Annotated in this window: 22 protein-coding genes and 1 riboswitch; of the genes, 12 read left to right on the forward strand and 10 right to left on the reverse strand. The window is 71.2% G+C overall.

What is annotated here, in order from left to right; all coding sequences use genetic code 11:
• The 3 genes from ABZX22_RS43175 to ABZX22_RS43185 form a co-directional block, all read left to right on the forward strand.
• Positions 1 to 285, forward strand: a 285-nt coding sequence (locus tag ABZX22_RS43175) for a hypothetical protein (RefSeq protein ID WP_354922499.1), incomplete at its 5' end; no start/stop codon positions are given.
• A 486-nt stretch (positions 286 to 771) separates the two neighbouring features.
• Positions 772 to 1,221 (forward strand): hypothetical protein, encoded by a 450-nt coding sequence (locus ABZX22_RS43180; RefSeq protein WP_354922502.1) that lies wholly within the window; start codon positions 772 to 774, stop codon positions 1,219 to 1,221.
• Between the two features lie 327 nt (positions 1,222 to 1,548).
• Entirely contained in the window at positions 1,549 to 2,349 is an 801-nt protein-coding gene (locus ABZX22_RS43185; protein WP_354922504.1) for a glycosyltransferase, read from the forward strand.
• 164 nt (positions 2,350 to 2,513) lie between these two features.
• Here ABZX22_RS43185 and ABZX22_RS43190 read toward each other — a convergent pair whose 3' ends face one another.
• The gene (locus ABZX22_RS43190) at positions 2,514 to 3,704 is read right to left on the reverse strand and encodes an MFS transporter (protein WP_354922507.1); all 1,191 of its coding nucleotides are present in this window, start codon (positions 3,702 to 3,704) and stop codon (positions 2,514 to 2,516) included.
• Between the two features lie 224 nt (positions 3,705 to 3,928).
• On the opposite strand from ABZX22_RS43190, the gene ABZX22_RS43195 reads away from it, so the two are divergent.
• Entirely contained in the window at positions 3,929 to 4,333 is a 405-nt protein-coding gene (locus ABZX22_RS43195) for a nitroreductase family deazaflavin-dependent oxidoreductase (RefSeq protein ID WP_354922510.1), read from the forward strand.
• Here the strand turns inward: ABZX22_RS43195 and ABZX22_RS43200 are convergent.
• Both ABZX22_RS43200 and ABZX22_RS43205 read right to left on the reverse strand, forming a co-directional pair.
• Positions 4,326 to 4,619 carry a hypothetical protein gene (locus tag ABZX22_RS43200; RefSeq protein ID WP_354922513.1) on the reverse strand — a complete coding sequence of 98 codons (294 nt, stop codon included), beginning with the start codon at positions 4,617 to 4,619 and terminating at the stop codon, positions 4,326 to 4,328. The genes ABZX22_RS43195 and ABZX22_RS43200 overlap by 8 nt on opposite strands.
• Position 4,620: 1 nt before the next feature.
• A complete protein-coding gene (locus ABZX22_RS43205; RefSeq protein ID WP_354922516.1) occupies positions 4,621 to 6,099 on the reverse strand; it encodes an Nramp family divalent metal transporter in 1,479 nt (492 codons plus the stop codon).
• A gap of 68 nt (positions 6,100 to 6,167) precedes the next feature.
• On the opposite strand from ABZX22_RS43205, the gene ABZX22_RS43210 reads away from it, so the two are divergent.
• The gene (locus tag ABZX22_RS43210; protein ID WP_354922518.1) at positions 6,168 to 6,548 is read left to right on the forward strand and encodes a PH domain-containing protein; all 381 of its coding nucleotides are present in this window, start codon (positions 6,168 to 6,170) and stop codon (positions 6,546 to 6,548) included.
• Here the strand turns inward: ABZX22_RS43210 and pgeF are convergent.
• Together pgeF and glgA are read right to left on the reverse strand one after the other, a co-directional pair.
• On the reverse strand, positions 6,527 to 7,234 hold the full coding sequence (gene pgeF / locus ABZX22_RS43215; protein ID WP_354922521.1) for a peptidoglycan editing factor PgeF: 708 nt from the start codon (positions 7,232 to 7,234) through the stop codon (positions 6,527 to 6,529). The two genes, ABZX22_RS43210 and pgeF, sit on opposite strands and share 22 nt — an antisense overlap.
• Positions 7,235 to 7,455: 221 nt before the next feature.
• Positions 7,456 to 8,622 (reverse strand): glycogen synthase, encoded by a 1,167-nt coding sequence (gene glgA, locus ABZX22_RS43220; protein ID WP_354922524.1) that lies wholly within the window; start codon positions 8,620 to 8,622, stop codon positions 7,456 to 7,458.
• Between the two features lie 294 nt (positions 8,623 to 8,916).
• On the opposite strand from glgA, the gene ABZX22_RS43225 reads away from it, so the two are divergent.
• The 6 genes from ABZX22_RS43225 (at position 8,917) to ABZX22_RS43250 (ending at position 16,186) form a co-directional block, all read left to right on the forward strand.
• On the forward strand, positions 8,917 to 9,327 hold the full coding sequence (locus ABZX22_RS43225; RefSeq protein ID WP_354922527.1) for a hypothetical protein: 411 nt from the start codon (positions 8,917 to 8,919) through the stop codon (positions 9,325 to 9,327).
• A gap of 133 nt (positions 9,328 to 9,460) precedes the next feature.
• A complete protein-coding gene (gene glgC / locus ABZX22_RS43230; protein ID WP_354922530.1) occupies positions 9,461 to 10,696 on the forward strand; it encodes a glucose-1-phosphate adenylyltransferase in 1,236 nt (411 codons plus the stop codon).
• A gap of 227 nt (positions 10,697 to 10,923) precedes the next feature.
• A complete protein-coding gene (locus tag ABZX22_RS43235; RefSeq protein ID WP_354922533.1) occupies positions 10,924 to 12,222 on the forward strand; it encodes a hypothetical protein in 1,299 nt (432 codons plus the stop codon).
• Positions 12,223 to 12,248: 26 nt separating this feature from the next.
• Positions 12,249 to 13,331, forward strand: coding sequence for a GNAT family N-acetyltransferase (locus ABZX22_RS43240; protein ID WP_354922536.1), 1,083 nt, complete (start codon positions 12,249 to 12,251; stop codon positions 13,329 to 13,331).
• Positions 13,331 to 14,476 carry a DegT/DnrJ/EryC1/StrS family aminotransferase gene (locus ABZX22_RS43245; RefSeq protein WP_354922539.1) on the forward strand — a complete coding sequence of 382 codons (1,146 nt, stop codon included), beginning with the start codon at positions 13,331 to 13,333 and terminating at the stop codon, positions 14,474 to 14,476. The genes ABZX22_RS43240 and ABZX22_RS43245 overlap by 1 nt, the downstream gene beginning before the upstream one ends.
• Before the next feature lie 186 nt (positions 14,477 to 14,662).
• On the forward strand, positions 14,663 to 16,186 hold the full coding sequence (locus ABZX22_RS43250) for a hypothetical protein (RefSeq protein ID WP_354922542.1): 1,524 nt from the start codon (positions 14,663 to 14,665) through the stop codon (positions 16,184 to 16,186).
• Here ABZX22_RS43250 and ABZX22_RS43255 read toward each other — a convergent pair.
• The 5 genes from ABZX22_RS43255 to ABZX22_RS43275 form a co-directional block, all read right to left on the reverse strand.
• Positions 16,115 to 17,227, reverse strand: a complete 1,113-nt coding sequence (locus tag ABZX22_RS43255; RefSeq protein ID WP_354922545.1) for a mechanosensitive ion channel domain-containing protein — start codon at positions 17,225 to 17,227, stop codon at positions 16,115 to 16,117. The genes ABZX22_RS43250 and ABZX22_RS43255 overlap by 72 nt on opposite strands.
• Positions 17,228 to 17,240: 13 nt before the next feature.
• Positions 17,241 to 18,236 (reverse strand): ribonucleotide-diphosphate reductase subunit beta, encoded by a 996-nt coding sequence (locus ABZX22_RS43260; RefSeq protein ID WP_354922548.1) that lies wholly within the window; start codon positions 18,234 to 18,236, stop codon positions 17,241 to 17,243.
• Between the two features lie 46 nt (positions 18,237 to 18,282).
• The gene (locus ABZX22_RS43265) at positions 18,283 to 20,472 is read right to left on the reverse strand and encodes a ribonucleoside-diphosphate reductase subunit alpha (protein WP_354922551.1); all 2,190 of its coding nucleotides are present in this window, start codon (positions 20,470 to 20,472) and stop codon (positions 18,283 to 18,285) included.
• An 85-nt stretch (positions 20,473 to 20,557) separates the two neighbouring features.
• A riboswitch (cobalamin riboswitch) is annotated at positions 20,558 to 20,757 on the reverse strand.
• Positions 20,758 to 20,780: 23 nt separating this feature from the next.
• Positions 20,781 to 21,677, reverse strand: a complete 897-nt coding sequence (locus tag ABZX22_RS43270) for a tripartite tricarboxylate transporter substrate-binding protein (RefSeq protein WP_354922553.1) — start codon at positions 21,675 to 21,677, stop codon at positions 20,781 to 20,783.
• A 61-nt stretch (positions 21,678 to 21,738) separates the two neighbouring features.
• Positions 21,739 to 22,317, reverse strand: a complete 579-nt coding sequence (locus ABZX22_RS43275) for a helix-turn-helix domain-containing protein (protein ID WP_354922556.1) — start codon at positions 22,315 to 22,317, stop codon at positions 21,739 to 21,741.
• 79 nt (positions 22,318 to 22,396) lie between these two features.
• Here ABZX22_RS43275 and ABZX22_RS43280 point away from each other — a divergent pair, with 79 nt between their 5' ends.
• Positions 22,397 to 24,016: a prolyl oligopeptidase family serine peptidase gene (locus ABZX22_RS43280; protein ID WP_354922558.1), complete on the forward strand. Its 1,620-nt coding sequence runs from the start codon at positions 22,397 to 22,399 to the stop codon at positions 24,014 to 24,016.
• Positions 24,017 to 24,094 lie beyond the last annotated feature (78 nt).

Below are 24,094 nucleotides of genomic sequence, written 5' to 3' on the forward strand. Positions count from 1 at the left end.
TTCGCCGCCGCCACCATCGCCGCCTCCGCCCTGGCCGTCCCCGTGACCATGTCGGCCCAGCACGCCGCCGCCCAGCCCACCACCACCGTCGCCCACACCGCCGAAGCCACCACCTGCGCACCCAAGTTCGTCAAGAAGGTCAACAAGAAGGTCATCAAGATCGACAACCGCGGCGGCAACATCGGCAACGGCAACGGCGGCAACGCCAACGGCGCCAGCGGCAACCAGCCCGGCGGCAACGGCGGCAACAACAACAGCGGCAACATCAACGTCGGCAACAACTGAGCCACACCACCATGGCCCGCCATGTCACCGACACCCACCGCCGGTTACCAACCCACACCCACACACTAGAACCACCGCGAAACAGGCGGCCGACGCGACCACAAGCGCCGGCCGCCTTCGCGTGTGCGCGGGAAGCCGTCCCGGCCACCCAGGTGACAGGAGCCGGGCTTTCTCTCATCCGGCCGGCCGTTCCGTCGAGTGCCATGGCGCATGCCGGTACGGTCCGCTCATCCGCCGGTGCGTCTTGATGTAAAGATCAGCCCAAGCCGGAGACCCCTGCCCGGCGCCGCGCGGAGACTCCCTACGACGGCCGCCGGCACGACCCCCAGGAGGGTCCACGTCGCCGTCCGCCGGCCGTCACGGACCCCTTCTGGTCTCCTCCCGACCCCGGCCGATGTGACAGCGGGCTGCGTCGTGGCGGGTTCGGGCCGCGAATTGTCGGTGACGCCGTCTACCATGAGCGGCCTCACGGAGGGATGTTCACAGATGCTCGACTCGCTGATCGTGCCGCTGCTGGTCACCACCGATCTGCCGCCGGAGGCGGATCTGGCCGAGTTCGGTGACCTGCTCACCGGCGCCGCGCGCACGCTTGATCGCGACGGGTCGAGCTATCCGGCGTTCCTGGCGGGCAAGGTGTTCTGGCTCGACCAGCCGGGCACGGCCGAGGCCGCCCAGGGCGATCTGAGGTTCGCGGCGTTGCTCGGCTTCCTGGCCGCCTCGGGCCCCGAGCACGTGGCGAAAGACGTGGTGGCCGACGCGCGCAGAGCCATCAGCGCCGCCGTCGACGCCCGCTACGGCGATGTGGGAGCGGCGACCCCGGCGGTCATGGCCATCAGGGCGACCGACGTGCGCGAGCGCACCCCGTCACCGGCGCTGTTCGTCGAGACGTCTGATGCCCTGCCCGCACTGGTCGCCGTCGCCAAGCCCTACACCTGACCGACCTGCCTGTCCTCCTGTCCTCCTGTCCTCCTGCTGTCGCCTCTCGTACGTGACCGCACACCCGTCCGGGTCATCGTCGCCCGCACCCGCTTCGTCCCTCACCCGCTTCGTCCTTTACCCGGGCCGTCCCTCACCCGGGCCGCGGCCCTCCTGGCACACCGACGCCTGGCCGGCCCCGCTCGCCGGGACCACACGCCCCCACCTGAACGGGCGCCCTTCGCGCTCCCATGCGCACACCTGCCCGCAGGGCTTTCTGAGGTGCTGCCGCAGCCGGACGGGGCGTCGTTAGGGTGGTGATCGACCACTCTCTCGGGAGACACGGCATTGTTCACCTTCGTCATCCCCGCACACAACGAAGAGGCCACCGTCGCCACCATCGTGGGCCAGGCCCGCGCCGCCGCGAGACCGGGCGATCGGGTCCTGGTCGTCGACAGCGCCTCGACCGACGCCACGGCCGAGCGCGCGGCCGCGGCGGGAGCGGAGGTCCTGCGCGGGCCGAAGGGCAAGGGCGCCGCGATGAACGCCGCGATCGACGTGGCCGGCACCGCATGGGTGTGCTTCCTCGACGCCGACCTGGTCTCCTCGGAGGTCAACATCGCCGCCGAACTCCGCGCGGCGGCGGCCTCCAGCACCGCGGGCCACGTGGTGGGCGACTACGAGTACGATCACCCGGGCACGATCCTGAGCTCCACCTTCACCATCTACGAGCCGCTGACCGACAGGTTCTTCCCCGAGACGGGGTTCATGGGGGCGAACGCGCTGACCGGCTACCGGGCGGTGCGCCGGTCGCTGCTCACCGACCCGCTTCCGCCGGACTTCGGGGTGGAGTCCTTCCTCAACATCACGCTCGCGCTGGCGGGGGCGCGGGCGGAGGTCCGGCATCTGGGTGTCATCGGGAGCCGGTTCCGTCCGACGGGCGGGTCGATGGCCCGCGAGATCGGTACGGCGATCCTCGACCTGGCGATGGCGCACGGCCGGCTGGACAGCGGTGAGCGCGGGGCGTGGGAGGCGTGGCTGGAGGAAGGCGTCGCGGCCATCGCGCCACAGGCGGCCGACGGCGGCCGGTCGGCCACACTGTCCCGGCTGTTCGCCGCGGTCCGCCGGCCGATGCCGTCCACCCGATAGCGCCCCGCAGCCCGACCCTCCCCGCGCCACCGCCCCGCGGCGGGCACCCTCGCGGCCTCGAACCAGCGGGCGGCCGTGCCTGGCCGAGTCTGGCGCGGCGGCGATGGCGTCGGGGCCCGCGTGGGGGTCGAAGGCGGGGAGGGTGAAGCCGAGGCGTGGCGTGCTCACCTGATGTCCTCTCTGCTTTCCTGATGCCTCTCCCCGTCGGGTCGCGGCCGGCCCGTCCTTCGCGACAGCACCCAGGCGGCCACCAGGTACGGCACGCTGAACAGCACGAAGATCCCGCTGTGTGGCAGGACGAGGGACGCCGCGGCGTACAGGCCGAGGGCCGCGATGACGCAGATGTCGGTCAGCAGGCCCGCCAGCGAGGTGACGGTGGCCCGGCTGGGCCCGGTGATGCGCCGTTGCAGCCTGGCGTCGGCCAGCACGTCGCCGAGCTGGAACATCGCGAAGGCGACGGCGATGGCGACGAATCCGGCGAGGTGCCCGGACGCCGCACCGGCGGCCAGGGCGACGGCGCCGGTGGCGAGGAGGGCGGCCAGGCCGCGTGAGCGCAGACCGGCGGCCCGCTTGGCGAGCAGGCCGCCCGAGGTGGCGCCGAGCCACACCAGCAGCACCATCAGCGGAACGGTCTGCGCCGTCGCGCCGCTCTCCTGGGCCAGCAGCGGCACGTACTCCTCCAGCTCGCCCCACACGGCCGTGACCGCTGGAACCAGCAGCAGCGCGTGCCGTACCCGGGGGGAGCGGCGCGCCTCGGCCAGTCCTTCCTTGAGGGTGTCGAGGTAGCCGGTCGGGTCGTCGTCCTCCGGCTCGGCGCGGTGTTCGGGCAGGGTGGCGGCGATGGCGGCGCACAGCAGGCAGGCCAGGACGGTGGCCACTCCCACGCCCTGGTAGCCGGCGACCGCGAAGAGGGGACTGGCGGCGGCGGTGGCGAGCGCCGTGGCCACCAGGCTGATGGACCGGGCGCGGCCGGTGACCTCGGCATAGCGTGCGGCTGTACCGGTGTGGGCGAGGTTGTCGTGGACGAGCGCCTCGAACGCGCCCGACTCCAGGGCCTCGCGGGCGCCCCACAGCACGAAGCCGGCGGCGAAGGCCCAGTAGGAGGGCACGGCCGTCCACAGCGCGAAGCCGGCCGCGCCCAGTAGCGGGCCGGCGATCAGCAGCGCCTTGCGGGACAGCGTGTCGGCCAGCGCACCGGAGGGCACCTCGAGCACCAGCGCGGCCAGCACCCAGATGACCAGCAGGGAGGTGATCTCGGGGACGGTCAACCCGGTGTCGGTGAACAGCAGCGTGTAGACCGGGTAGAACAGGACGAAGTCACCGAGGAACGAGTAAACGTAGAGCTTTGGCAGCATGAGGTCTTTCCTGTCGGGGGCGGTGCGGACGTCGGGCGTGCTGCCGTGCCCGGGGGTCCGCGCTCACGCGCCCCGTGACCTCTGGTGCTGGATCAATGTCGCCAGGTCATGGTCGGATTCTAGCCAGAGGGGATCAGATGTGGGCGACATTTCCGACCTGGGGTCGGGAGGGAACGTCCGCAACCGTGGCTGTGTCATTACCGATTCTCGGGTAGGAGGGCCACATGCTCTACGGTAAGGAACACGTCCAGCGCTATCAGGAGACCGACGGCGCCGAGGGGCACGACTGGAACGGCACGACGACGCTGCTCCTGACGACGACCGGCCGTAGGTCCGGCAGGAAGCACACCACTCCGCTGATCTACCAGCCGTACGACGACAAGTTCCTGGTCGTCGCCTCCAAAGGGGGCGACCCGCGCCATCCCGAGTGGTACCTCAACCTGCAGGCCGATCCGGCGGTCGAGGTGCAGGTGAAGGACAGGAGGTTCAGGGCCCGCGCCCGTACGGCCGAGCCCGGCGAGAAGCCCGAGATGTGGGGGCTGATGACCAGGGCCTGGCCCGACTACGACGAGTACCAGACCAAGACCGACCGCCCGATCCCCGTGGTGGTCCTGGAGCCGATCAGCTGACGGGTCCCCTGAGCACCGCCCAGACGGTGGGACCGTCCGGCAGATGGATCTCCCGGGTGACCTGGAACCCGTGCTTCCCGTAGCAGGGCACGTCGCTCTCCTTGCTGCTCGCCGGACAGGCCGCTACGCCTTCGGCGTCGCACGTCTCGAGCCTGGCGCGCAGCAGCGCGCTGCCCGCCTCGCCGCCCTGGCCCTGCGCCGCGGGGTCGGTGCCGATCTGGGCGAGTTGGGGGACGGCGCCGATCCTGATGGCGTCCGCCTTCCTGTCCGCGGGACGAATGATCACCTCAGAACGTCACCAGTGGCTCTCCGAGGAAGTCGGCGACGAAGTTGACGAAGAAGAACCCGAAGAACAGGAAGTTCAGCACCAGCACCACGTAGTGCCACCAGTGCAGCCGCGCCGGGCGAGGCAGCCTGCTGTTGAGGTACATCAGCATGAACGGGTAGATCAGCGCGCCCAGGTTGGACATGTTGGCCGACCACTGCACCAGTTCGACGGGCACCGCAAGGTGCAGCACGATCGCGATGACCACCAGCAGCGCGCCCATGAACGGGTAGTAGAAGCGCCTGGGATCGCCCTCGATGAGGCCGCGCAGGCGCGGGCTGGTGGCGTGCGCCGCGTCGGTGGTGACGCGGACCATCGCCTCGAAGATGCCGAGCTGGGTGGAGAAGAGGATCAGCACGCCGATGATCAGCACGATGACGAACATCGGCCTGCCGTAGTCCTCGTAGAGGACGCTGGCCACGAACGTCGGCACATTGGCCGTGGTCGGCCGCTGGCCGGACAGCTGGACGGCGCGGGCCATCAGGATCGTGGGCAGCAGCATGCCCAGCATCGCGCCGATGAAGAAGACACCCCACATGTCGACCATCAGCAGCCGGTACCACCGCTTCCAGGTGGCGGCGTTCTCCACGTTGTCGGGGAAGGTCACGCCGCTGTCGAGCAGTTCGTTGCGGCCGCCGCGCAGGCCCGCGATGAAGCCGGTGCGGAAGCCCATGCCGTAGCCCTTGTCGCGGTAGTGGCCCATGACGTACCAGTTCAGGCCGGAGGCCAGGGCGGTGAAGCCGGCCAGGGCGCCGAGTTGGGTGGCGGTGATGCCGGAAGGCGGGGCGGCGGGTGTCACGAAGCCGCGGATGGCCTCCCACCACTGCGCGAAGGGAACCACGAACAGGTCGATGAGCAGGAGCGCCACGAGGATCGCGCCGACCATCCCCCAGTTGGCCAGCTCCAGCGCCCTGCTGATGCGGCGCGCGGCGGCGGTGATGAGGAAGACCAGCACCAGCAGGGCGATGGCCCACAGTCTGGGCTCCTCGGCCCCGGCCGGGGGGACCGTCCCGTGGACCAGCGCGTAGACGCCCTGGCCCGCCGAAGCGGCCCAGCCACCCGCGATGAAGGCGAAGATGACCACGAAGACAGACAGGGGCACCCAGAGCCTGTAGCCGGGCGGGACCCTGCCCCATCCGACGACGGGGGCCTCTCCCGTCGCCATCACGTAGCGCGCGCACTCGACGTTGTAGAAGGTCTGCAGGACTGCGGAGACGGTGATGACCCAGCCGACGCCGACGAAACCGTACTGACCCACGGCCTGCGGTCCGAGCAGCCATTCGCCGCTGCCGATGGAGATGCCCAGAGCGATCAGGCTCGGGCCCACCGCGTACATGAACAATTCCTTGACCCCGATGTGCCGGACACCGAAGACCTCCTCCGGCTGGGGCAGGTCGGTGACGGCGAGATCAGGGCGGCTGACTCCGAGAGCTTGGGACATGTCCTCACCCCCCTCTCACTTCCAGAGTGATCTGCGACAAAGCCCGAGGCAAGCCGCATGCTGGGAGTATGGACGTCACTTACGACCGCCGGGAACAGCTCCAGCAGGTCCAGAGCGGACTGCTGCCCGGGGAGCAGATCATCGCCGTCTACGACGCCATCGGCACCGGAACGGGATTCCTCGGTCTCACCGACCGGCGCGTGATCGTGCAGGACAAGTCGTTCGTCGGCAAGCGGCTCGCGATCACCAGCATCCCCTACTCACGGGTCTCCGCCGTCAGCGTCGTGAGCAACAAGTCGTTCGCCGGGTCGTTCTTCTCCTCGGGGGCGATCGCCATCCACGTCGGCACGCACACCTACGAGGTGGAGTTCCGCGGGGAGAACAAGGCCCAGCACGTGCACAACGTGATCATGCACTACATCTCCGGTCAGGGCGCCAGCCAGGCGTAGGCGGCGAAGCGGCCGGTCACGCGGTCGCGGCGGTAGGAGAACAGCTCGGGCGACTCGATCGTGCAGCGCTCGTCGTGCCGTACGTCCTGGACGCCCGCGGCCCGCAGCTGGGCGGCCACTCCCGCGCGGACGTCGAGCGCGGGAGTGCCGAGCCGGGTGGTGGAGCGCATCTCGGGCGGCGCGGACTCGCTCAGCTCGGGCGAGACCTCGTAGCACCGGCCGCAGGCGGACGGCCCGGCCAGCGCGACCATCCTGCCCGGCTGCGCCCCGTGCCCCGCCATGGCCTCGACCAGCGCCGGGACCACGCCCTTGAACGTGCCCTCGCGCCCGGAGTGGGCCACGCCGACCAGGCGCGCGACCGGATCGGCCACGACCACGGGCACGCAGTCGGCCACCAGCACGGCCAGGCCGACGCCCGGCAGGTCGGTGAAGACCGCGTCGAGCGCGGGCGGCTCGGCGCCGAACGGCTCGCTCACGTAGGCCACATCGGCGCTGTGGACCTGGCGCATGTAGACCACCCTGTCCGGGTCGAGCCCCAGCTCCGCGGCGGTGTCGCGGCGGTTGGTCAGCACGCTGCCGGGATCGTCGCCGACCGCGCCGCCGAGGTTCCTGCCGTCGTACGGCGGCGCGCTGGCGCCTCCCTCCCGGTCGGTGACGACAGCGTGCACTCCCTCGGCCAGCAGCACGGGCTCCCCTTCGATCGTCGGCTCCTGCAGCCTACGCCAGCCGCATCGCCACGGCCGCCGCCCAGAACCCCGGAAGGCCCGGCCCCGGCGCACCCGCCGACCGGCCCCAGCGGGCGGTGCGGAGCCGACGGGCGGTGCGGAGCCGACGGGCAGCGCGAAACCGACGGGCAGCGCGAAACCGGCGGGCAGTGCGGAGCCGGCGGGCGGTGCGGAGCCGGCGGTCAGCTCGTCAGTGAGCGGTAGAGGTCCATGGTGCGCTCGGCGATGCGCTCCCACGAGAAGTGCTCGATCGCGCGTGTCCGGCCGGCCGTGCCCATCTCCCTGGCCCGGTCGGGGTCGCCGAGCAGCGCGTTGATCCGCTCGGCGAGGTCGGCGGCGAACTTCTCCGGATCGTCCGGCGTGCCGTCGGCCCCCTGCTCGATGGGCACCAGCAGCCCGGTCGAGCCGTCGGCCACCACCTCGGGGATGCCGCCGGTCGCGGTGGCGACGACGGCCGTCCGGCAGGCCATCGCCTCCAGGTTCACGATCCCCATCGGCTCGTACACCGAGGGGCACACGAACACCGTCGCGTGCGTGAGCAGCTGGATGACCTCCGGCTTGGGCAGCATCTCGGAGATCCAGAACACCCCGTCGCGCTCCAGCCCCTCGACCAGGCCGCGCACCTCGGCGGCGATCTCGGGGGTGTCGGGGGCGCCGGCGCACAGCACGAGCTGCGCCCCCGCGTCGAGGTCGCGGGCCGCGCGCAGCAGGTGGACCAGCCCCTTCTGCCGGGTGATCCGGCCGACGAAGACGACGTACGGCCGGCCCAGGTCGATGCCGTGCTTGCGCAGCACCTCGAGCCCGTGGTCCGGCGCGTACTCGACGGTGTCGATCCCGTTGTGGATCACGGTCACCCGGTCGGGGGCGATCTCGGGGTAGGCGGTCAGCACGTCGCGCCGCATGCCCTCCGACACCGCGACGATCGCGTCGGCCGAGGCGAGCGCGGTGCGCTCGGCCCACGAGGACAGCGTGTAGCCGCCGCCCAGCTGCTCGGCCTTCCACGGCCTGAGCGGCTCGAGGCTGTGGGTGGTGACGACGTGCGGCGTGCCGTACAGCATCTTGGCCACATGCCCGGCGAAGTTGGCGTACCAGGTATGGCTGTGCACCAGGTCGGCGCCCTCGCACGCGGCGGCCATCTCCAGGTCGACGCCGAGGACCTGGAGAGCGGCGTTGGCGGTCTCCAGGCCACCGGGCACCCGGTAGGCCGAGACACCCGGCTCGTCCCTGGGGGCGCCGAAGCACCGGACCCGGACGTCGGCCAGGCGCCGGAGCTCCCTGGCGAGGTATTCGACATGCACTCCGGCACCGCCGTACACCTCGGGCGGGTATTCGCGACTCAGCAGATCCACGCGCACACTGCGACCCTAACGCACGCCGCCCTCCCGGCGACGCGGTAAAACACCCGGGTAAAAACGTTGCTGAGATATTCTTGGTGTACTTTCCTTCGCCGGCATGTGCACCATGCTGTCGAGGAGCCGGAAAAGGACCTTCCCGTTTTCCCGCCCCACCGCTCCTCGCCGTGCCCCTGCCCCAGCGAATTCGCACGTCACCCACCTGCCGGCGCCGGCCGAATGAATTGTCCCGCACCATGGATCCCGCGGCCTTTCCGAAATGTCCGCGGCGGCAATGGAAGGAGGACGAGAATGCACGGAAGGCAACGTGCGCTCCTCATCGGAATGGCGCTGGCCGCGCAACTGGCCGGGCAACTGGTCACGGCCCCGGCCGCGAGCGCCGGGGTCGCGGCGAGCCCGGCGGCCGGTCCGGCACCGGGCGCCGGGATCCTCGCGCGGACCCCGCCGCGGACCGACCGGCAGAAGCAGCTGTACAAGAAGGGTTACGACAAGGGCATCTACCGCGGACGGCTGGACTGCGAGCAGAGCAAGCCCTTCCACATCGATCCCACCGGGGTGAAGTGGTACGACCAGGGCTACCGGCACGGCTACTCCAAGGGCTTCACCACCTGCGAGCGTCCGATGACGCCGAAGCTGACGCCCACGCCGAGGCCACCCATCAGCCCGCCCGTCAGCCCACCGACCAGCCCGCGGCCGTCGTAGCGACGGCTCCGCGGGGCCTTCCAGGGCGGCGAACGTGTCCCCATGGTCGCGATCATGGCGGTCCGCGACTCGCCGCCCGGATGACAGGCATGTGGACCTGCGTGGACTGCCCGTTTCGGGGTAGCGTCCAGCCATGACGTCGCCCAGGGTTCTCGCAGTCGTTCTCGCCGGTGGAGAAGGCAAGCGGTTGATGCCGCTGACAGCGGACCGCGCCAAACCCGCGGTGCCGTTCGGCGGGATCTACCGGCTGATCGACTTCGTGCTGTCGAACCTCGCCAACGGCCACTACCTCCAGATCGTGGTCCTGACGCAGTACAAGAACCACAGCCTCGACCGCCACGTCTCGCGGACCTGGCGCCTGTCGGCGATGCTGGGCAACTACGTCACGCCTGTCCCCGCGCAGCAGCGGCTGGGTCCGCGCTGGTTCTCCGGCTCGGCCGACGCGCTGTTCCAGAACCTCAACCTGATCTACGACGAGATGCCCGAGCACGTGATCGTGTTCGGCGCCGACCACATCTACCGGATGGACCCGCGGCAGATGGTGGCCCAGCACGTCGACTCGGGCTCCGACGTGACGGTGGCGGCGATCAGGCAGCCGCTGTCGCTGGCCGACCAGTTCGGCGTCATCGAGACCGATCCGTCCGGCCGCAGGATCGTCGCGTTCAGGGAGAAGCCGAAGGACGCGGTGGGCCTGCCCGACTCCCCGCACGAGATCTACGCCTCGATGGGCAACTACGTCTTCAAGACGCAGGCCATGATCGACGCGCTGCGCGAGGACGCGCTCGACCCGACCAGCAAGCACGACCTGGGCGGCAACATCATCCCGATGATGGTCAAGTCGGGTGGCGCCGACGTCTACGACTTCGCCAACAACCTCGTGCCCGGCTCGACCGAGCGCGACCGGGGCTACTGGCGCGACGTGGGGACGCTCGACGCCTACTACGAGGCGCACATGGACCTGATCTCCGCGCACCCGGTCTTCAACCTGTACAACGACCGGTGGCCGATCTTCACCGGGCACGATCCGCTGCCGCCCGCCAAGTTCGTCCACAACGAGGGCGACCGGGTGGGCCGCGCCATCGACTCGCTGGTCTCCCCCGGGGTGATCATCTCGGGCGGCGCCGCGCAGCGCTCGATCCTGTCGCCGCGCGTGGTCCTGCACTCGCACTCCCGCGTGGAGGACTCCGTGCTGATGGACAACGTCAAGGTCGGCAGGGGCGCCGTGGTCCGCAAGGCGATCATCGACAAGAACGTCGTCATCCCCGACGGCGCCAGGATCGGCTTCGACCTCGACTACGACCGCACCCGCTTCGCCGTCACCAGGGGCGGCGTCGTGGTGATCGGCAAGAACGAGATCGTGGATCGCTAGCCGGAGCGCGAGAAGGTCGCCCGCGCGCGGGTCACCGAGGAGGGTCACCGAGGCCCGTCGATGGCCGCTGAGAGGGGCCGGCCCGCATAACGAGTGGCGCAAGACGTGCCGGGTCACTCCGGCCATCGGACATCATGGTCAGTGTGACAAGTGAGGCACCTGACGCGGACGACCGGTTGAAAGTTTCCGGAAAGACCGCCGCAAGCGGCAAGGCCGACGATGACGCCATGCCAACCCCAGGCGCCACACCCACTCTGGCCGACCGGCTGCGCCGGGATCTGCGGAACCCCCTGTTCCTCCAGGCCTACACGCTCATGATCAACACCGGGATCACCGCCGTGCTCGGGCTCGGCTACTGGTTCCTGGCCACGAAACTCTACTCGCCCGCCGCCTTCGGCGAGGGGCAGACGATGATCAGCGCGATGCGCCTGTTCTCCTCGCTGACCGGCCTGGCGTTCGTGGGGGCGATGGCGCGGTTCATCCCCGTGGCGGGCCGCCGCACCTCGGAGTTCGTGCAGCGCGGCTACGCCGTGGCGGGCGCGACGGGTGTGGTGGCGGCGCTGGGCTTCCTGCTGACGCTCCCGCTGTGGGGCCCGGCCTACGCGAGCCTCGGCGGGCTCGGTCCCGGGCTGTTCTTCCTGGCCTCCGTGCTGGTCTGGACGATCTTCACGCTCCAGGACGTGACGCTGGCGGGCCTGCGCAAGGCGATCTGGGTGCCGGCCAACAGCCTGGCCTTCGGGCTGGTGAAGATGGCGATGCTGGCCGGTCTGGCCTTCGCCCTGCCCGAGGGCGGCCTGTTCGGCGGCATCTTCCTGTCGTGGATCATCCCGACCGCGATGGCGCTGATCCCGATCAACTGGTTCATCTTCAGGTACGCCGTCCCCCGTCACGTCAGAGAGAACGCCGGCGACCCGCCCCGGCTCCGCGAGATCGGCAGGTTCCTGGCCGGAGACTTCCCCGGCGCGCTGTCGCTGCTGCTGACCCTCTACCTGGTTCCGGTCCTGGTGGCCGCCTGGCTCAACAACGCCACGGTGTTCGGCTACTTCTCGGTCACCCACACGCTGGGCTGCATGATCGGCCTGCTGGCCGCCAACATGGCGGTCTCGCTCACCGTCGAGGGCGCGTTCAAGGCCGAGGAACTGGCCCGCAGCGTCCGCAACGCGCTGCGCCGTACCGTGGTGATCATCGTGCCGATCGTGGCGATCGCGGCGCTGGGCGCGCCGCTGATCCTGTCGGTCTTCAGCGCCGAGATGGCCGAGGCCGCCGCGCCGCTGCTGCGGCTGATGGCGCTGTCGGTGCTGCCGGGCATGCTGATCGAGATCCACCTCAGCACGCTCAGGGCCATGAGCCAGGCCAGACGGCTGGCGATCGTGCAGATCGGGCTCGCGGCGCTGACACTGGGCCTGATCGGCGTCCTCTTCCCCGTCGCGGGGATCACCGGCGTTGGTTGTGCGGTGCTCGCCGCCAATGCCGTCATCGCGCTTGCGGTGGTGCCGCATCTGCGCAGAGTTGCCGCTGTTTCCTAACAAGGATGGGTATGTTCCAGCTTGATATGAAACGCTCTACCTTCTCGGTCATCCGCCCGGCTGAGCTCGGTGAGAGCGAACTGACCGCCTGGCGTGGGATGCAGGCGGCCCAACCGCATCTGGCCAACCCCTTCCTGAGCCCTGAGTTCACGATCGCGATGGGTGAGGTGAGCAAGGCGGCGCGGGTCGGCGTCATCAGCGACGGCGAGGGCATCGCCGGATTCCTGCCGTTCGAGGTCGGCGCGGGCGGCGTGGGCGCCGCGATCGGCTCGTGGGTGTCGCTGTGCCAGGGCGTCATCCACCGGCCCGGCGCCGACTTCGCCGCCGACACGCTGCTGAAGGGGCTGGGCCTGCACGTCTGGGAGTTCGGCTGCCTGGTGGAGCGTCAGCCGTGGTTCCACCCCTACGAGACCCTCTCGCAGCAGAGCGTCGTGCTCGACCTGTCGGACGGCTACGCCGCCTACGCGGCCGGGCTGGCCAAGCGCTCGTCGAAGTTCTACAAGAGCACCCTGTACAAGGAGCGCAAGCTCGGCAGGGACTTCGGCGAGGTCACCTTCGACTTCGCCGCGCGCGGCGCCGACGACTTCCGCGTGCTGCGCGAGTGGAAGTCGGCGCAGTACCGGCGCATGGGGCGCGCCGACAGGTTCGGGCAGTCCTGGGTGGTGGAGCTGGCCGAGCGGCTGCACGCCATCGACTCGCCCACCTTCGCCGGCCCGCTGTCGATGATGTACGTCGACGGCCGTCCGGTCGCCGGGCATTTCGGGCTGCGCTCCGACACGGTGCTCATCGGCTGGTTCCCGGCCTACGATCCCGAGTTCGCCAAGTACTCCCCCGGCCTCATCCAGCATCTGCACATGGCCGAGGCCGCCGCCGAGATCGGCATCCGCTCCCTCGACCTGGGCATCGGCACCAACTCCGAGTACAAGGACGCGCTGCGCAGCACCGGCGCCCCCGTGGGCGAGGGGGTGGTGCGCCGCCGCACGATGGGCGCCGCGCTGCACCGCATGCGCCACGAGCCCGTCCGCCGGGTGCGCCGGCTGATCCTGGAGTCCCCCCGGATCTACGGCGCCGTCGACAAGGTGCTGCGCGCGTACGGCAGGCGCCGGTGATGCGCGACAGGGTCGGCCAGGACTGCATCCACGTGCCGTCGGGCCGGTTCGCCCTCTACCTGGCGCTGCGCCACTGGTTCAAGCCCGGCGACAAGGTGCTGCTCGCGCCCACCAACTGCGAGATCGTGCTGTTCATGGTGCTGGCGGCCGGCCTGACGCCGGTGCTGGCGCCGGTCTCCTGGCGCGACGGCAACATCGACGTGCCCGCCGTCGACTGGACGGGCGTGTCGGGCGTGCTCACCACCCACCTGTACGGCCAGCCCGACCGGATCGCCGAACTGCGACAGGCCTGCGCGCGCCACGGCGTCACGATCATCGACGACGCCGCCCACGCCATGCTGACCACGGTCGACGGGCGGCTGGCCGGCACGTTCGGGGCGGCGGGCGTCTACAGTCTGGCCAAGCACGGCCGCGCGATGTCCGGCGCCTATCTGACCTGCGCCGATCCGGCGGACCTGCGGACGCTGGCGCAGGCGAGGGACGACCTGCTCGTGCCGGGACGCCAGCTGGCCGCCGTCCTGCGGCCGGTGATCAGGGAGACGATCTACCGCACCGGGCTGGTGCGCCCGATCTGGCACGCGCTCAAGCGCCTGGGCCTGATGACCTGGACGGGGCACCGCCTGCCGTCCAGGGAGCCGGAGCTGCGGGCGGCGCTGGCCGCGCGCGGGACGGGCGCGGCCGCCGACGCCGCGCTGCTGTCCGCCCTCGACTACTGGCTGTCGATCGACCAGGCGGACTGGCGGATGCGCCACGGTCCGCTCGTGCGCCGCTACCAGGACTCCAGGTTCCGGGTGATCGACCGCGAGCGGGAGGCGCGCCTGGCGGGCGTCCGGCTGCTGCGCGACACGCCCTGGGCCGCCGAGGGGGTGCGCCACGCCGAGCCCCAGCCGCTGCTGCGGGTCCCGCTCGTGGTCGAGGACAGGGACGCCGTCGTCGCCCGGCTCGAACAGCGGGGCGTGGTGCCCGGGTTCATCTACGACCCGCCGCTCCACGACTATCTCGACCTGGTGCCGGCCGGGCCGAACCCGGAGGCCGCGCGCTGGTGGACGAGCCATGTGCTGCCCGTCGACCCGCTGCGCGCGCGCCGGATCGCGGGGCTGCTGGCCGAGCTGGAGGTCCGGCCCGCCGTACCGCCGCCCATGTGACCCCGGGCGTGGCTGGCGTGGGTCCATGCCCGGGGCGAATGGCGTTCACATCCATCCGGGGGGCGCCATTCCCGCCGGTCAGACCTGAGAAAGAAAAAGCCTGTCGGCTTGGACCGTCTTCTTTCTCGCGAACACCACAAAACTAAATGGCAATTCGCGTGTCCGCCACAGAATAAAATCTGGTCCGTGCGCAGATTATCCGCCGCCGAACGCCGCCTGTGGCGGGCCTTTCCCACGGGGGCGTGGGTGGACCTGCGCACGGGCGACAGGGAACTCGACGACCCGGCGCAGGCCGATCGGTGGGGCCGCGAGCGCGAGGTGCGGGCCGAGGTGATCGCGGCGCTGCTGCTCGGCGCGGTCGAGCGCACCCCCGGCCGGGTGGCGGGGGTACGGCTGGCGGGCGCCAGGGTGGTCGGCGCCCTCGACCTGTCCGGCGCGACCATCGACGCCACCCTCTACCTGCTCAACTGCCACCTGGCCGAGCCCGTCGACCTGTCCGACGCCACCGCCAGAGGTGTCCGGCTGCGCGGCTGCGAGCTGGCCAGGGTCAAGGGTTCGCGGATGAAGGTGGACGGCCTGTTCGAGCTGGACGGCTCGACGGTGCACGCGGGCGTGCGCCTGGACAACGCGCGGGTGGAGGGCCAGTGCCGCCTGTCCAGGACGACGATCATCGCGCCGCGGCCGCGCACCTCGACCTCGGAGTCGGCCCACGGCGACGTCCGCGAGCCCGAGGGCGGCGTCACTGACACGATGCACGAGTGGGCGCTGTGGGCGGGCGGCCTGTCGGTCGGCGGCGGCACCTTCCTGCGCGGGCTGCGCGCCCACGGCGGCCTGCGGCTGATCGGCGGTACCTTCCCCGGCGGCCTGTACCTGGAGGGCGCGCACGTCGGCGCGGTCAACGCCGACTTCATGACCGCGGGCACCGCCGAGCTCAGCGCCGGCTTCCGGGCGGACGGCACGATCAGGATGCGCGGCGCACGCGTCGACGGGGTGCTGTCCTTCCACCACGCAGAGCTTCGGGCGGAGGGCTGGGCGCTGCACCTCAGCCACATGCAGGCGGACGAGGTGATCATGCGGCCCGACGTGATCGAGGGCGAGGTCAACTTCGGCTACTCGCGCTTCGGGGTGCTGCTGGACTCCCCCGACGCCTATCCGGGCGCGGTGCGGCTCAACGGCCTGACCTACGAGTCGCTGCGCGGTCCCTGGTCACTGGCCGAACGGCTCGGCTGGCTGGGCCACGACCCCGGCGGGTACCGGCCGCAGCCGTACGAGCAGCTGGCCTCGTGGTACCGGCGCATCGGGCACGAGCCGGAGGCGCGGCGGGTGCTGCTGGCCAAGCAACGGCGGCGGCGCGGCACCCTGCGGCCGGCGGGCAGGGTGTGGGGGCGGCTGCTCGACGTCATGGTGGGCTACGGCTACCGCTCGTGGCTGGCGGGTCTGTGGGCGGCGATCCTGCTGACCGCGGGGACGGTCATCTTCACCCGCGTTCCGCCCGTCCAGGTCGACCCTGACCAGGTGCGCACGTTCAACGCGTTCGTCTACTCGCTCGACCTGCTGGTGCCGGTGAGCGTGTTCGAGGTGCGCGGCGCGTACGAGCCGGCCGGGTGGACGGCCTGGGTGGCGTGGACGCTGGTGGTCTCAGGCTGGGTGCTGGCCACCGCGCTGATCGCGGGCGCTACGCGGGTCCTTCGGCCAGCCTCCGGGGCCTGAGTCGGCGAAGGCGCCGTAGGAGGAGCTTTCCACCCGGAAGCGGGGCAGCGCGTGCGGGTGGTGGGCCTTCAGGTAGGCCACGAGGTGCTCGCGGGCGTCGGCCTTCAGGTCCCAGACCGAGGCCGAGTCGGCCGCGCTCATCAGTGCCCGCAGCTCCACCAGACCGTTGGGCAGGATGTCGGTGACCTGGAGGGTCCAGTCCTTCTGGTCCCACAGCGGGTGGTCCTTGATGAAGCGGTGCAGTTCCTCGCGCAGCTCAGGTACGGGCACCGACCAGTCGACGCGGAAGTAGACGTGGCCGATGACCCTGCTGCCGTGCCTGGTCCAGTTCTCGAACGGGTTCTGGGTGAAGTAGGAGACGGGGAAGACCAGACGCCGCTCGTCCCACGAGCGGACCACGACGTAGGTGAGCGTGAGCTCCTCGATCCTGCCCCACTCGCCGTTGACCACCACCACGTCGTCGAGCCGCAGCGCGTCGCTGAAGACGAGCTGCAGCCCGGCGAGCATGTTGCCGATCGTGGACTGCGCCGCGATGCCGACGATCGCGCCGGCGATGCCGGCCGAGGCGAGCAGTCCGGCGCCGAGCGCGCGCACCTCGGGGAAGGTGAACAGCGCGGCGCCGAAGGAGATCACGATGATCACCGCCGCGGCGGCCCTGCGGACCAGCGCGATCTGCGTTCTGGCCCGCCTGGCTCTGCGGTTGTTCTCCTCGACCTGTTCGAGCCGGTCGAGGACGACGTCGGTGACCGCGTAGGCGGCCTGGATGAGCAGCCAGGTGAACGCGGCGATGGTGAGAACGCCGGTGAGACGCTCGACGATGGGCAGCGCCGCGCTGCCGACCATGCTGGGGACGAACGCGGTGTTGAAGGCCACCACCGACGCCACGGCGAACGCCGGCCAGGTGCACCTGCGCACCAGATGCCCGACGAAGTCCCAGGTACGGGCGGCTCTCAGGAGGAGCCTGCGAACCAGCTCGACGCAGACGACCGCTCCGAGGACGGATGCGATCAGGATGAGCCAGTTCACCGGCGCCACGATCATGCCCCCTAATGTCTCAGAATGTCTCGTCGAAGGTCACATTGCCCTCGACCGCGACCTGGTATGCCGACACCCTGCGCTCGAAGAAGTTCGCCAGCTCCTGCACGTCCTGCAGCTCCATGAACGCGAAGGGGTTGGCGGTTCCGTACCTGACGGGCAGGCCGAGGCGGCGCAGCCGCTGGTCGGCCACGTACTCAAGGTACTCGCGCATCTGCTCGACGGTCATTCCCGACATGCCATCGCCGCACAGGTCACGGGCGAAGGCCAGCTCGGCCGCCACCGCCTCCTCGATCATCCTGGTGACCTGCTCGCCGAGCTTGTCGTCGAACAGGTCGGGCTCCTCGGCGCGCACGGTGTCGACGACGCTGAAGGCGAACTCCATGTGCATCGACTCGTCACGGAAGACCCAGTTGGTGCCGGTGGCCAGGCCACCGAGCAGGCCGCGGGAGCGGAACCAGTAGACGTAGGCGAAGGCGCCGTAGAAGAACAGGCCCTCGATGCAGGCGGCGAAGCAGATGAGGTTGAGCAGGAAGGCCCGGCGGTCCGCCCTGGTCTCCAGCCGCCGCAGGTCGGCCAGGGAGTCGATCCAGCGGAAGCAGAACTCGGCCTTGTCGCGGATGGAGGGGATGTTGTCGACGGCGGCGAAGGCCTTGACGCGCTCATCCGGGTCGGGCAGGTAGGTGTCGAGCAGCGTCAGGTAGAACTGCACGTGCACCGCCTCCTCGAACAGCTGCCTGGACAGGTACAGGCGGGCTTCGGGGGCGTTGACGTGCTGGTAGAGGTTGAGCACGAGGTTGTTGGCGACGATCGAGTCGCCGGTGGCGAAGAAGGCGACCAGCCGGTTGATGAGATGGCGTTCCTGGGGCGTCATCCTGGCCAGGTCGGCCAGGTCGCTGTGCAGGTCCACCTCCTCGACCGTCCAGGTGTTGCGGATGGCCGCCCGGTAGCGCTCGTAGAAGTCGGGGTAGCGCATCGGGCGCAGCGTCAGGTCCATGCCGGGGTCGAGCAGCACGTGGTTCTCCTTGCGGTGGGTCGTCGTCGGCGCGGCGGGCGAGGGCCTACTGGCAGGCTTCGCAGATCTCGGGGTTCTCCAGCGAGCAGGCGACGGCCTCGCTCACCGTGAAGGCGGGCTCGGGGGCGGGCTGAGCGGTCGCCTGCACGGTCGTCTGGGCGATCCTCGTCGCCGGGCGCGAGCGCAGGTAGTAGGTGGTCTTCAGCCCCTGCTTCCAGGCGTAGGCGTACATCGACGACAGCTTCCCGATCGTCGGCGTGGCCATGAACAGGTTCAGCGACTGCGACTGGTCGATGTACGGCGTCCGCGCCGCCGCCAGGTCGATGAGCGCCTTCTGCGGCAGCTCCCACGCGGTCCGGTACAGCGTCTTGAGCTCGGCCGGGATCCCGGGGATGTCCTGCACCGACCCGTCGGCCCGCTTGATCTCGTCGCGCATCTCCTGCGTCCACCGCCCGAGCCGCTGCAGGTCGGCGACCAGATACCGGTTGACCTGCAGGAACTCGCCGGACAGGGTCTCGCGCTTGAAGACGTTCGACACCTGGGGCTCGATGCACTCGTAGCATCCGGCGATCGAGGCGATCGTCGCGGTGGGCGCGATGGCGATCATGAGGGAGTTACGCAGGCCGGTCCGGTCGATCTTGGCGCGCAGGGCCGTCCACGCGGGCGAGTCGCCGGCGCCGAAGTGGTCGGGGTGCAGCACCCCCTGGGCCGCCCTCGTGTCGCCGTAGGAGGGGTGGCGCCCGCGCTCGACGGCCAGGTCGGCGGAGGTGTCGTAGGCGGCCAGCGCGATCTCCTCGGCGATGCGCGTGGACAGCGCCAGCGCCTCGGCCGAGTCGAACGGCAGGCGCAGCGAGAAGAACACGTCGGCCAGGCCCATCACGCCGAGCCCGATCGGCCGCCACCGCAGGTTGGCGGTCTCGGCCTCCGGCGTCGGGTAGAAGCCCAGGTCGATCGTCTTGTCCAGGAAGCGCACCGCGGTCCGCACGGTGGCACGCAGCCGGGCCCAGTCCATCGAGCCGCCGGCCAGGTGGGCGGCCAGGTTGATCGAGCCGAGGTTGCAGACGGCGGTCTCGCCGTCGCTGGTGACCTCGAGGATCTCGGTGCAGAGGTTGGACAGGTGGATGACGTTCTCCGGGCGCGCGGTCTGGTTGGAGGCGCGGTTGGCGGCGTCCTTGAAGGTCATCCAGCCGTTGCCGGTCTGCGCGAGCGTGCGCATCATCCGGCCGTAGAGGGTGCGGGCCGGGATCTGGCGGGTGTGCAGGCCGGCCGCCTCCGCGGCCCGGTAGGCGTCGTCGAACGCCTCGCCGTACAGGTCGGTGAGGTGCGGCACCTCCTTGGGGTCGAACAGCGACCACACCTGGTCGGCCTCGACGCGGCGCATGAACTCGTCCGGCACCCAGTTGGCGAGGTTGAGGTTGTGGGTGCGGCGGGCCTCCTCGCCGGTGTTGTCGCGCAGTTCGAGGAACTCCTCGATGTCGGCGTGCCAGGTCTCCAGGTAGACGCAGGCCGCGCCCTTGCGGCGGCCGCCCTGGTTGACTGCGGCGACACTGGAGTCGAGCGTGCGCAGCCAGGGGACGATGCCGTTGGAGTGGCCGTTCGTGCCGCGGATGAGCGAGCCCCGGGAGCGGACCCTGGTCCAGGCGATGCCGATGCCCCCGGCGTACTTCGAGAGCCTGGCGACCTGGCCGTAGCGCTCGTAGATACCCTCGAGGTCGTCGCGCGGCGAGTCGAGCAGGAAGCAGGACGACAGCTGCGCGCGGCGCGAACCCGAGTTGAACAGGGTGGGCGAGCTCGGCAGGTAGGACAGCGTGGACATCAGGGCGTACAGTTCGGCGGCCTCGGCGACCGAGGCGGAAAGGCCGCACGCCACGCGCAGCAGGAAGTGCTGCGGGCGCTCGAGCACGCCGCGCGTGTCGGGGTGGCGCAGCAGGTAGCGGTCGTAGACGGTGCGCAGCCCGAAGTACTCGAACCTGTCGTCGGCGCTCTCGTCCACCAGCGCGTCGAGGGCGGCGGCGTGGGCGGCCACGAAGGCGGCCAGCCCGTCCTGGAGCAGGCCGGCGGCGTGGGTGGCCGCGATCGACTCGGAGAAGGTCCGCACGCCGTGCGCGGCGGCCTCGTCGGCGATCTCCTCGGCCAGCAGCCTGGCGGCCACCTTGGAGTTCTCCGGATCGGCGATCACCCTGGCGGCGGCCTCCTCGATGGCCAGCCGGCGATCCACCTCTACGGTCTGCGTCACGCTCTCTCCTCGCGAGCTCGGCCTCGTGAGGGCAGGCGAGAGCGCGCGGGCATGCCGCGAGGCCCCCGGCCCTCCCTCGAGGCCATGGACAGGTCACACCGCTGGCAGGTCTTCGGACTCGCGGGCGTTCGTCAGCTTCCTACTGGCCGTCGCTTCCCAGGCCATGGGCCCAGTGCGTCGTGACGGCGGTCGTTCCCGCTCACCGCTGCGGGGCAGCGCCGGATTCGCACCGGCTTCCCTTTTTGCTCCGCCCTGATCGGGCGAACCAGCGACGAGCAGGATCCTACATCTAGTGGCCGCGGGCGCAACTACCCCAACATGTCGATGAGGCCGAGGTCCTTGAGCACCTCACGGGTCCGCTCGGTCTCCGACCCGAGCCACACGCCGAAGTCGCCGCCGCTGAGGGGAATCGGCTTCCACCCTCTCGTACGGCACGCATCCGCCCACTGCCGGGACCCGGTGATCTCCTCGAGGATCGCGACCGCCTGGGCGTGCTCGCGCTCGGTCATCTCCCCCGGCCCGAGCACCCCGCACCAGTCGGCGAAGTCGACCCGCACACCCGACTCCAGCAGCGTCGGCGCCTCGATGCCGTCGACCGGTTCGGCGGAGGAGACGGCCAGCACCCTGACTTGGCCCTTGTCGATGCGCTTGCGCCAGTCGCCGAGCGGCCCGGCGGCGACGGCGGCCCGGCCCACGAGCAGCGCCGCGGCGGCGTCGTGCGTGGTGGGATAGCCGGCGTAGTCGAGCACCCTGGCGTCGGCGCCGAGCCCGCGCGCGACCAGCCCGAACAGCAGGTGGTCGGTGCCCCCCTGCGGCCGGCCCGCCAGCACCGTGGCGCCGGGGTCGGCGAGCAGCCGCCCGGCGAAGTCGTCGAAGCCGCGCAGCAGCGAGGCGGCGGGCACGACCAGCACCTCGACGTCGCCCACCAGCCTGGCCAGCGGGGTGCCGGCCGCCTTGGAGCCGTTGCGCAGGGCGGTCGCGAGCGCGGGCAGGCCCGTCACGGTCAGCGAGGTCCCGCCGTCGGCGACGCCGCTGTATCTGAACTGGCCCGCCAGGACCTTCGCGACGGGGATCCACGCCTCTCCGCCCGGCACGACGGTGAAGCTGGCTCCCTGCCGGGGGACCGTGGCGCCGCACCCGGCCAGGCACGCCAGCGCGGCCACCGTCCCCGGCACGAACGCTGCCACGAACTCCCGACGGCGCATGCGCGCCCCTCCCCGTCGCCCCCAACCCTTGTACAGGATGTTATTGGATGATCACCTTGCGTCACACGTCGGGGGTGGCGGGCAGGTCGGCGGGAACGGCGAGCAGCCGGATGTGGAGGGGCCTGGCCTCCGGCGGGGCGTCGGCGGCCCGCCGGCCGTACTTCTTCAGCAGCAGGATGTACTCCTCGAAGAAGTCCTCCAGCTCGTCCAGCCGCATCCGGCCGAGCGCGCGCGACACCTTCACCCAGGCGGGGTCGGCCTGGTAGGCGGCGGGCAGCTGCTCCAGGAGGATCTGCTTGTCCTCCTCCAGCCCGATCCGGTGGAACTCGGCGAGGACCGGGCGGTCCCCAGGGGCGAGTTGGGCGGGCAGCGGCAGCCTGATGTCGCCCGTCTCCGCCCTGCGCCACCACCGCTCGCGCCCGGTGGACCGCTCGGGGATCTCCTCGATGAATCCGTACTTCTCCAGCTGGCGCAGGTGGTAGCTGGTCGTCCCGGTCTTGGCGTCGAGCAGCGAGCCGAGCGTCGTGGACGTGGCCGGGCCGTGCAGGCCGAGGTGGCGCAGCATGGCGCGGCGCATGGGATGGGCCAGGGCCTTCAGCTTGCCTGGATCGTCCAGAACCCAGGGCTCGTCATCCTTCATGACGATCACCCTAGTACTCCAGAAGGATTTCTGCAGACATCTCTTTGCCGAGAGTTCTCTGCAGACTATCTTCGGCAATATGACGCGATTCGCGAAGACAGTGATGCCGGCGGTGCTGGCGCTCTTAGCGGCACTCGGCCTGGCCGGGGCGGCTCAGGCCGCGCCCTCGGCCCCGCCCCCGGCCCCGCCCGCCGTACCCGTGCCCGGCGACCTGGCGGCGACGGAGGTGAGCTTCGCCGGCAGCGGGCTCACCCTGCACGGCACGGTCCTGGCCCCCAGGAACCGGCGCGGCGCGCTGCCGGGGATGGTGCTCGTGCACGGGGCCGGCGCCGGCACCCCCAGGACCAAGCTCATGACCGAGGCCGTGGAGTTCGCCAGGCGCGGCATGGCGGTGCTGGTCTACGACAAGCGGGCGGCGGGCTACTCGACCTTCCGGCGCTCCTACTCGCAACTGGCCGACGACGCGCTCGGCGCGGTGGCGGCGCTGCGCCGGCAGACCGGGGTGGACCCGGGCAAGGTCGGGCTCTGGGGGCTGAGCGAGGGCGGATGGGTGGTGCCGCTGGCCGCCTCCCGCTCCCGGGACGTGGCGTTCGTCGTGCTGGTCGGCGCCAACTCCCTCGAGCCGCTGCGCCAGCAGTCGTGGGCGGTCATGGCGGGCCTGCGCAAGGCGGGCGTGTCCGGGTCCCTGCCCGGCAGGGCGGTCCCCACGCTGTACCGGGCGATCTCCGCCGGCGGGCTGTTCCCCGAGCCGTGGCACGACCCGCTGTCCGTACTGCGCGCCGTCCGCCAGCCGGTCCTCGCCATCTGGGGCACCCACGACCTGCTCACCCCGCCGCGGGAGAGCCCGCCGCTGATGGCGCGGGCCCTGGCCGAGGGCGGCAACGAGCACGTGACGCTCCGGCTGTTCCCCGGCGCCGAGCACGCCGCCCACCTGACCTCCGACGGCGGCGTCACCCGGCGGCCCGAACTGGCCCCCGGCTACGCCGACCTGGTCGGCTCCTGGGTGTCGGACGTCGCCACGGGCCGGGCGCCGCGGACGAGCCCGCCGCCCGGCGCCCCCCGGGCGCACCAGGCCTCGGCGACCGTCGCGGTGCCGCCGCCCGCCTGGTGGGAGTCGGCGCCCGTGCAGACCGCGGCGCTGCTGCTGTTCCTGACCGCTTTCCTCGGCTACCCGCTCACCGCGGCCGCCCGACGGATCAGGGGCCTGGCCACGGCTTCGGGCGCACGGGGATCCCGCGAAGGGGCCTCCGGGCGTCCAGGCGCGGCGGCCTCCGGCACAGGGCGTCCGGGCGCGGCGGCCTCCGGCGCCGGAGGATCCGGGGCGGAGGAATCCGGCGCGAAGGGAGCCGGGGCGCGGTGGGCCGGGGCGGGCGGATCCGGCGCGAGGAGAGCCGGGGCGGCGCCGAGGGTGCTGGCGGCCTCCGGTCTGGTCGTGGTGATCGGCGGCTTCGCGTACCTGACCTACGTGATCATGACCGGTGGCAAGCTGGCCCAGCCCGGCCCCGTGCTGGCGGGACGGCCCGTGCTCTGGCTGGCGTTGCAGGCGCTGACGGTGACCGTCGCCGTCACCACCGTCCTGACCGCCCGCGCCTGGCGCGCGGCCGAGCGGCGCGCGGAGCGGGTACGGCTCGGCCTGCTCGTCACGGCGGGCGCCGTGATGATCCCCTGGGCCCTCTACTGGGGCCTGCTGCTGCCGTGAAAGCGGGCAGGCCGTCTGGAGGGCGGCCGTCCGGAGGGTGCAGGCCGTCCGGGGGATGCAGGCCGTGCGACTGTGCGG

Origin of the sequence: Nonomuraea sp. NPDC003804 (genome assembly GCF_040610675.1) — a bacterium.
Classification (GTDB): domain Bacteria; phylum Actinomycetota; class Actinomycetes; order Streptosporangiales; family Streptosporangiaceae; genus Nonomuraea.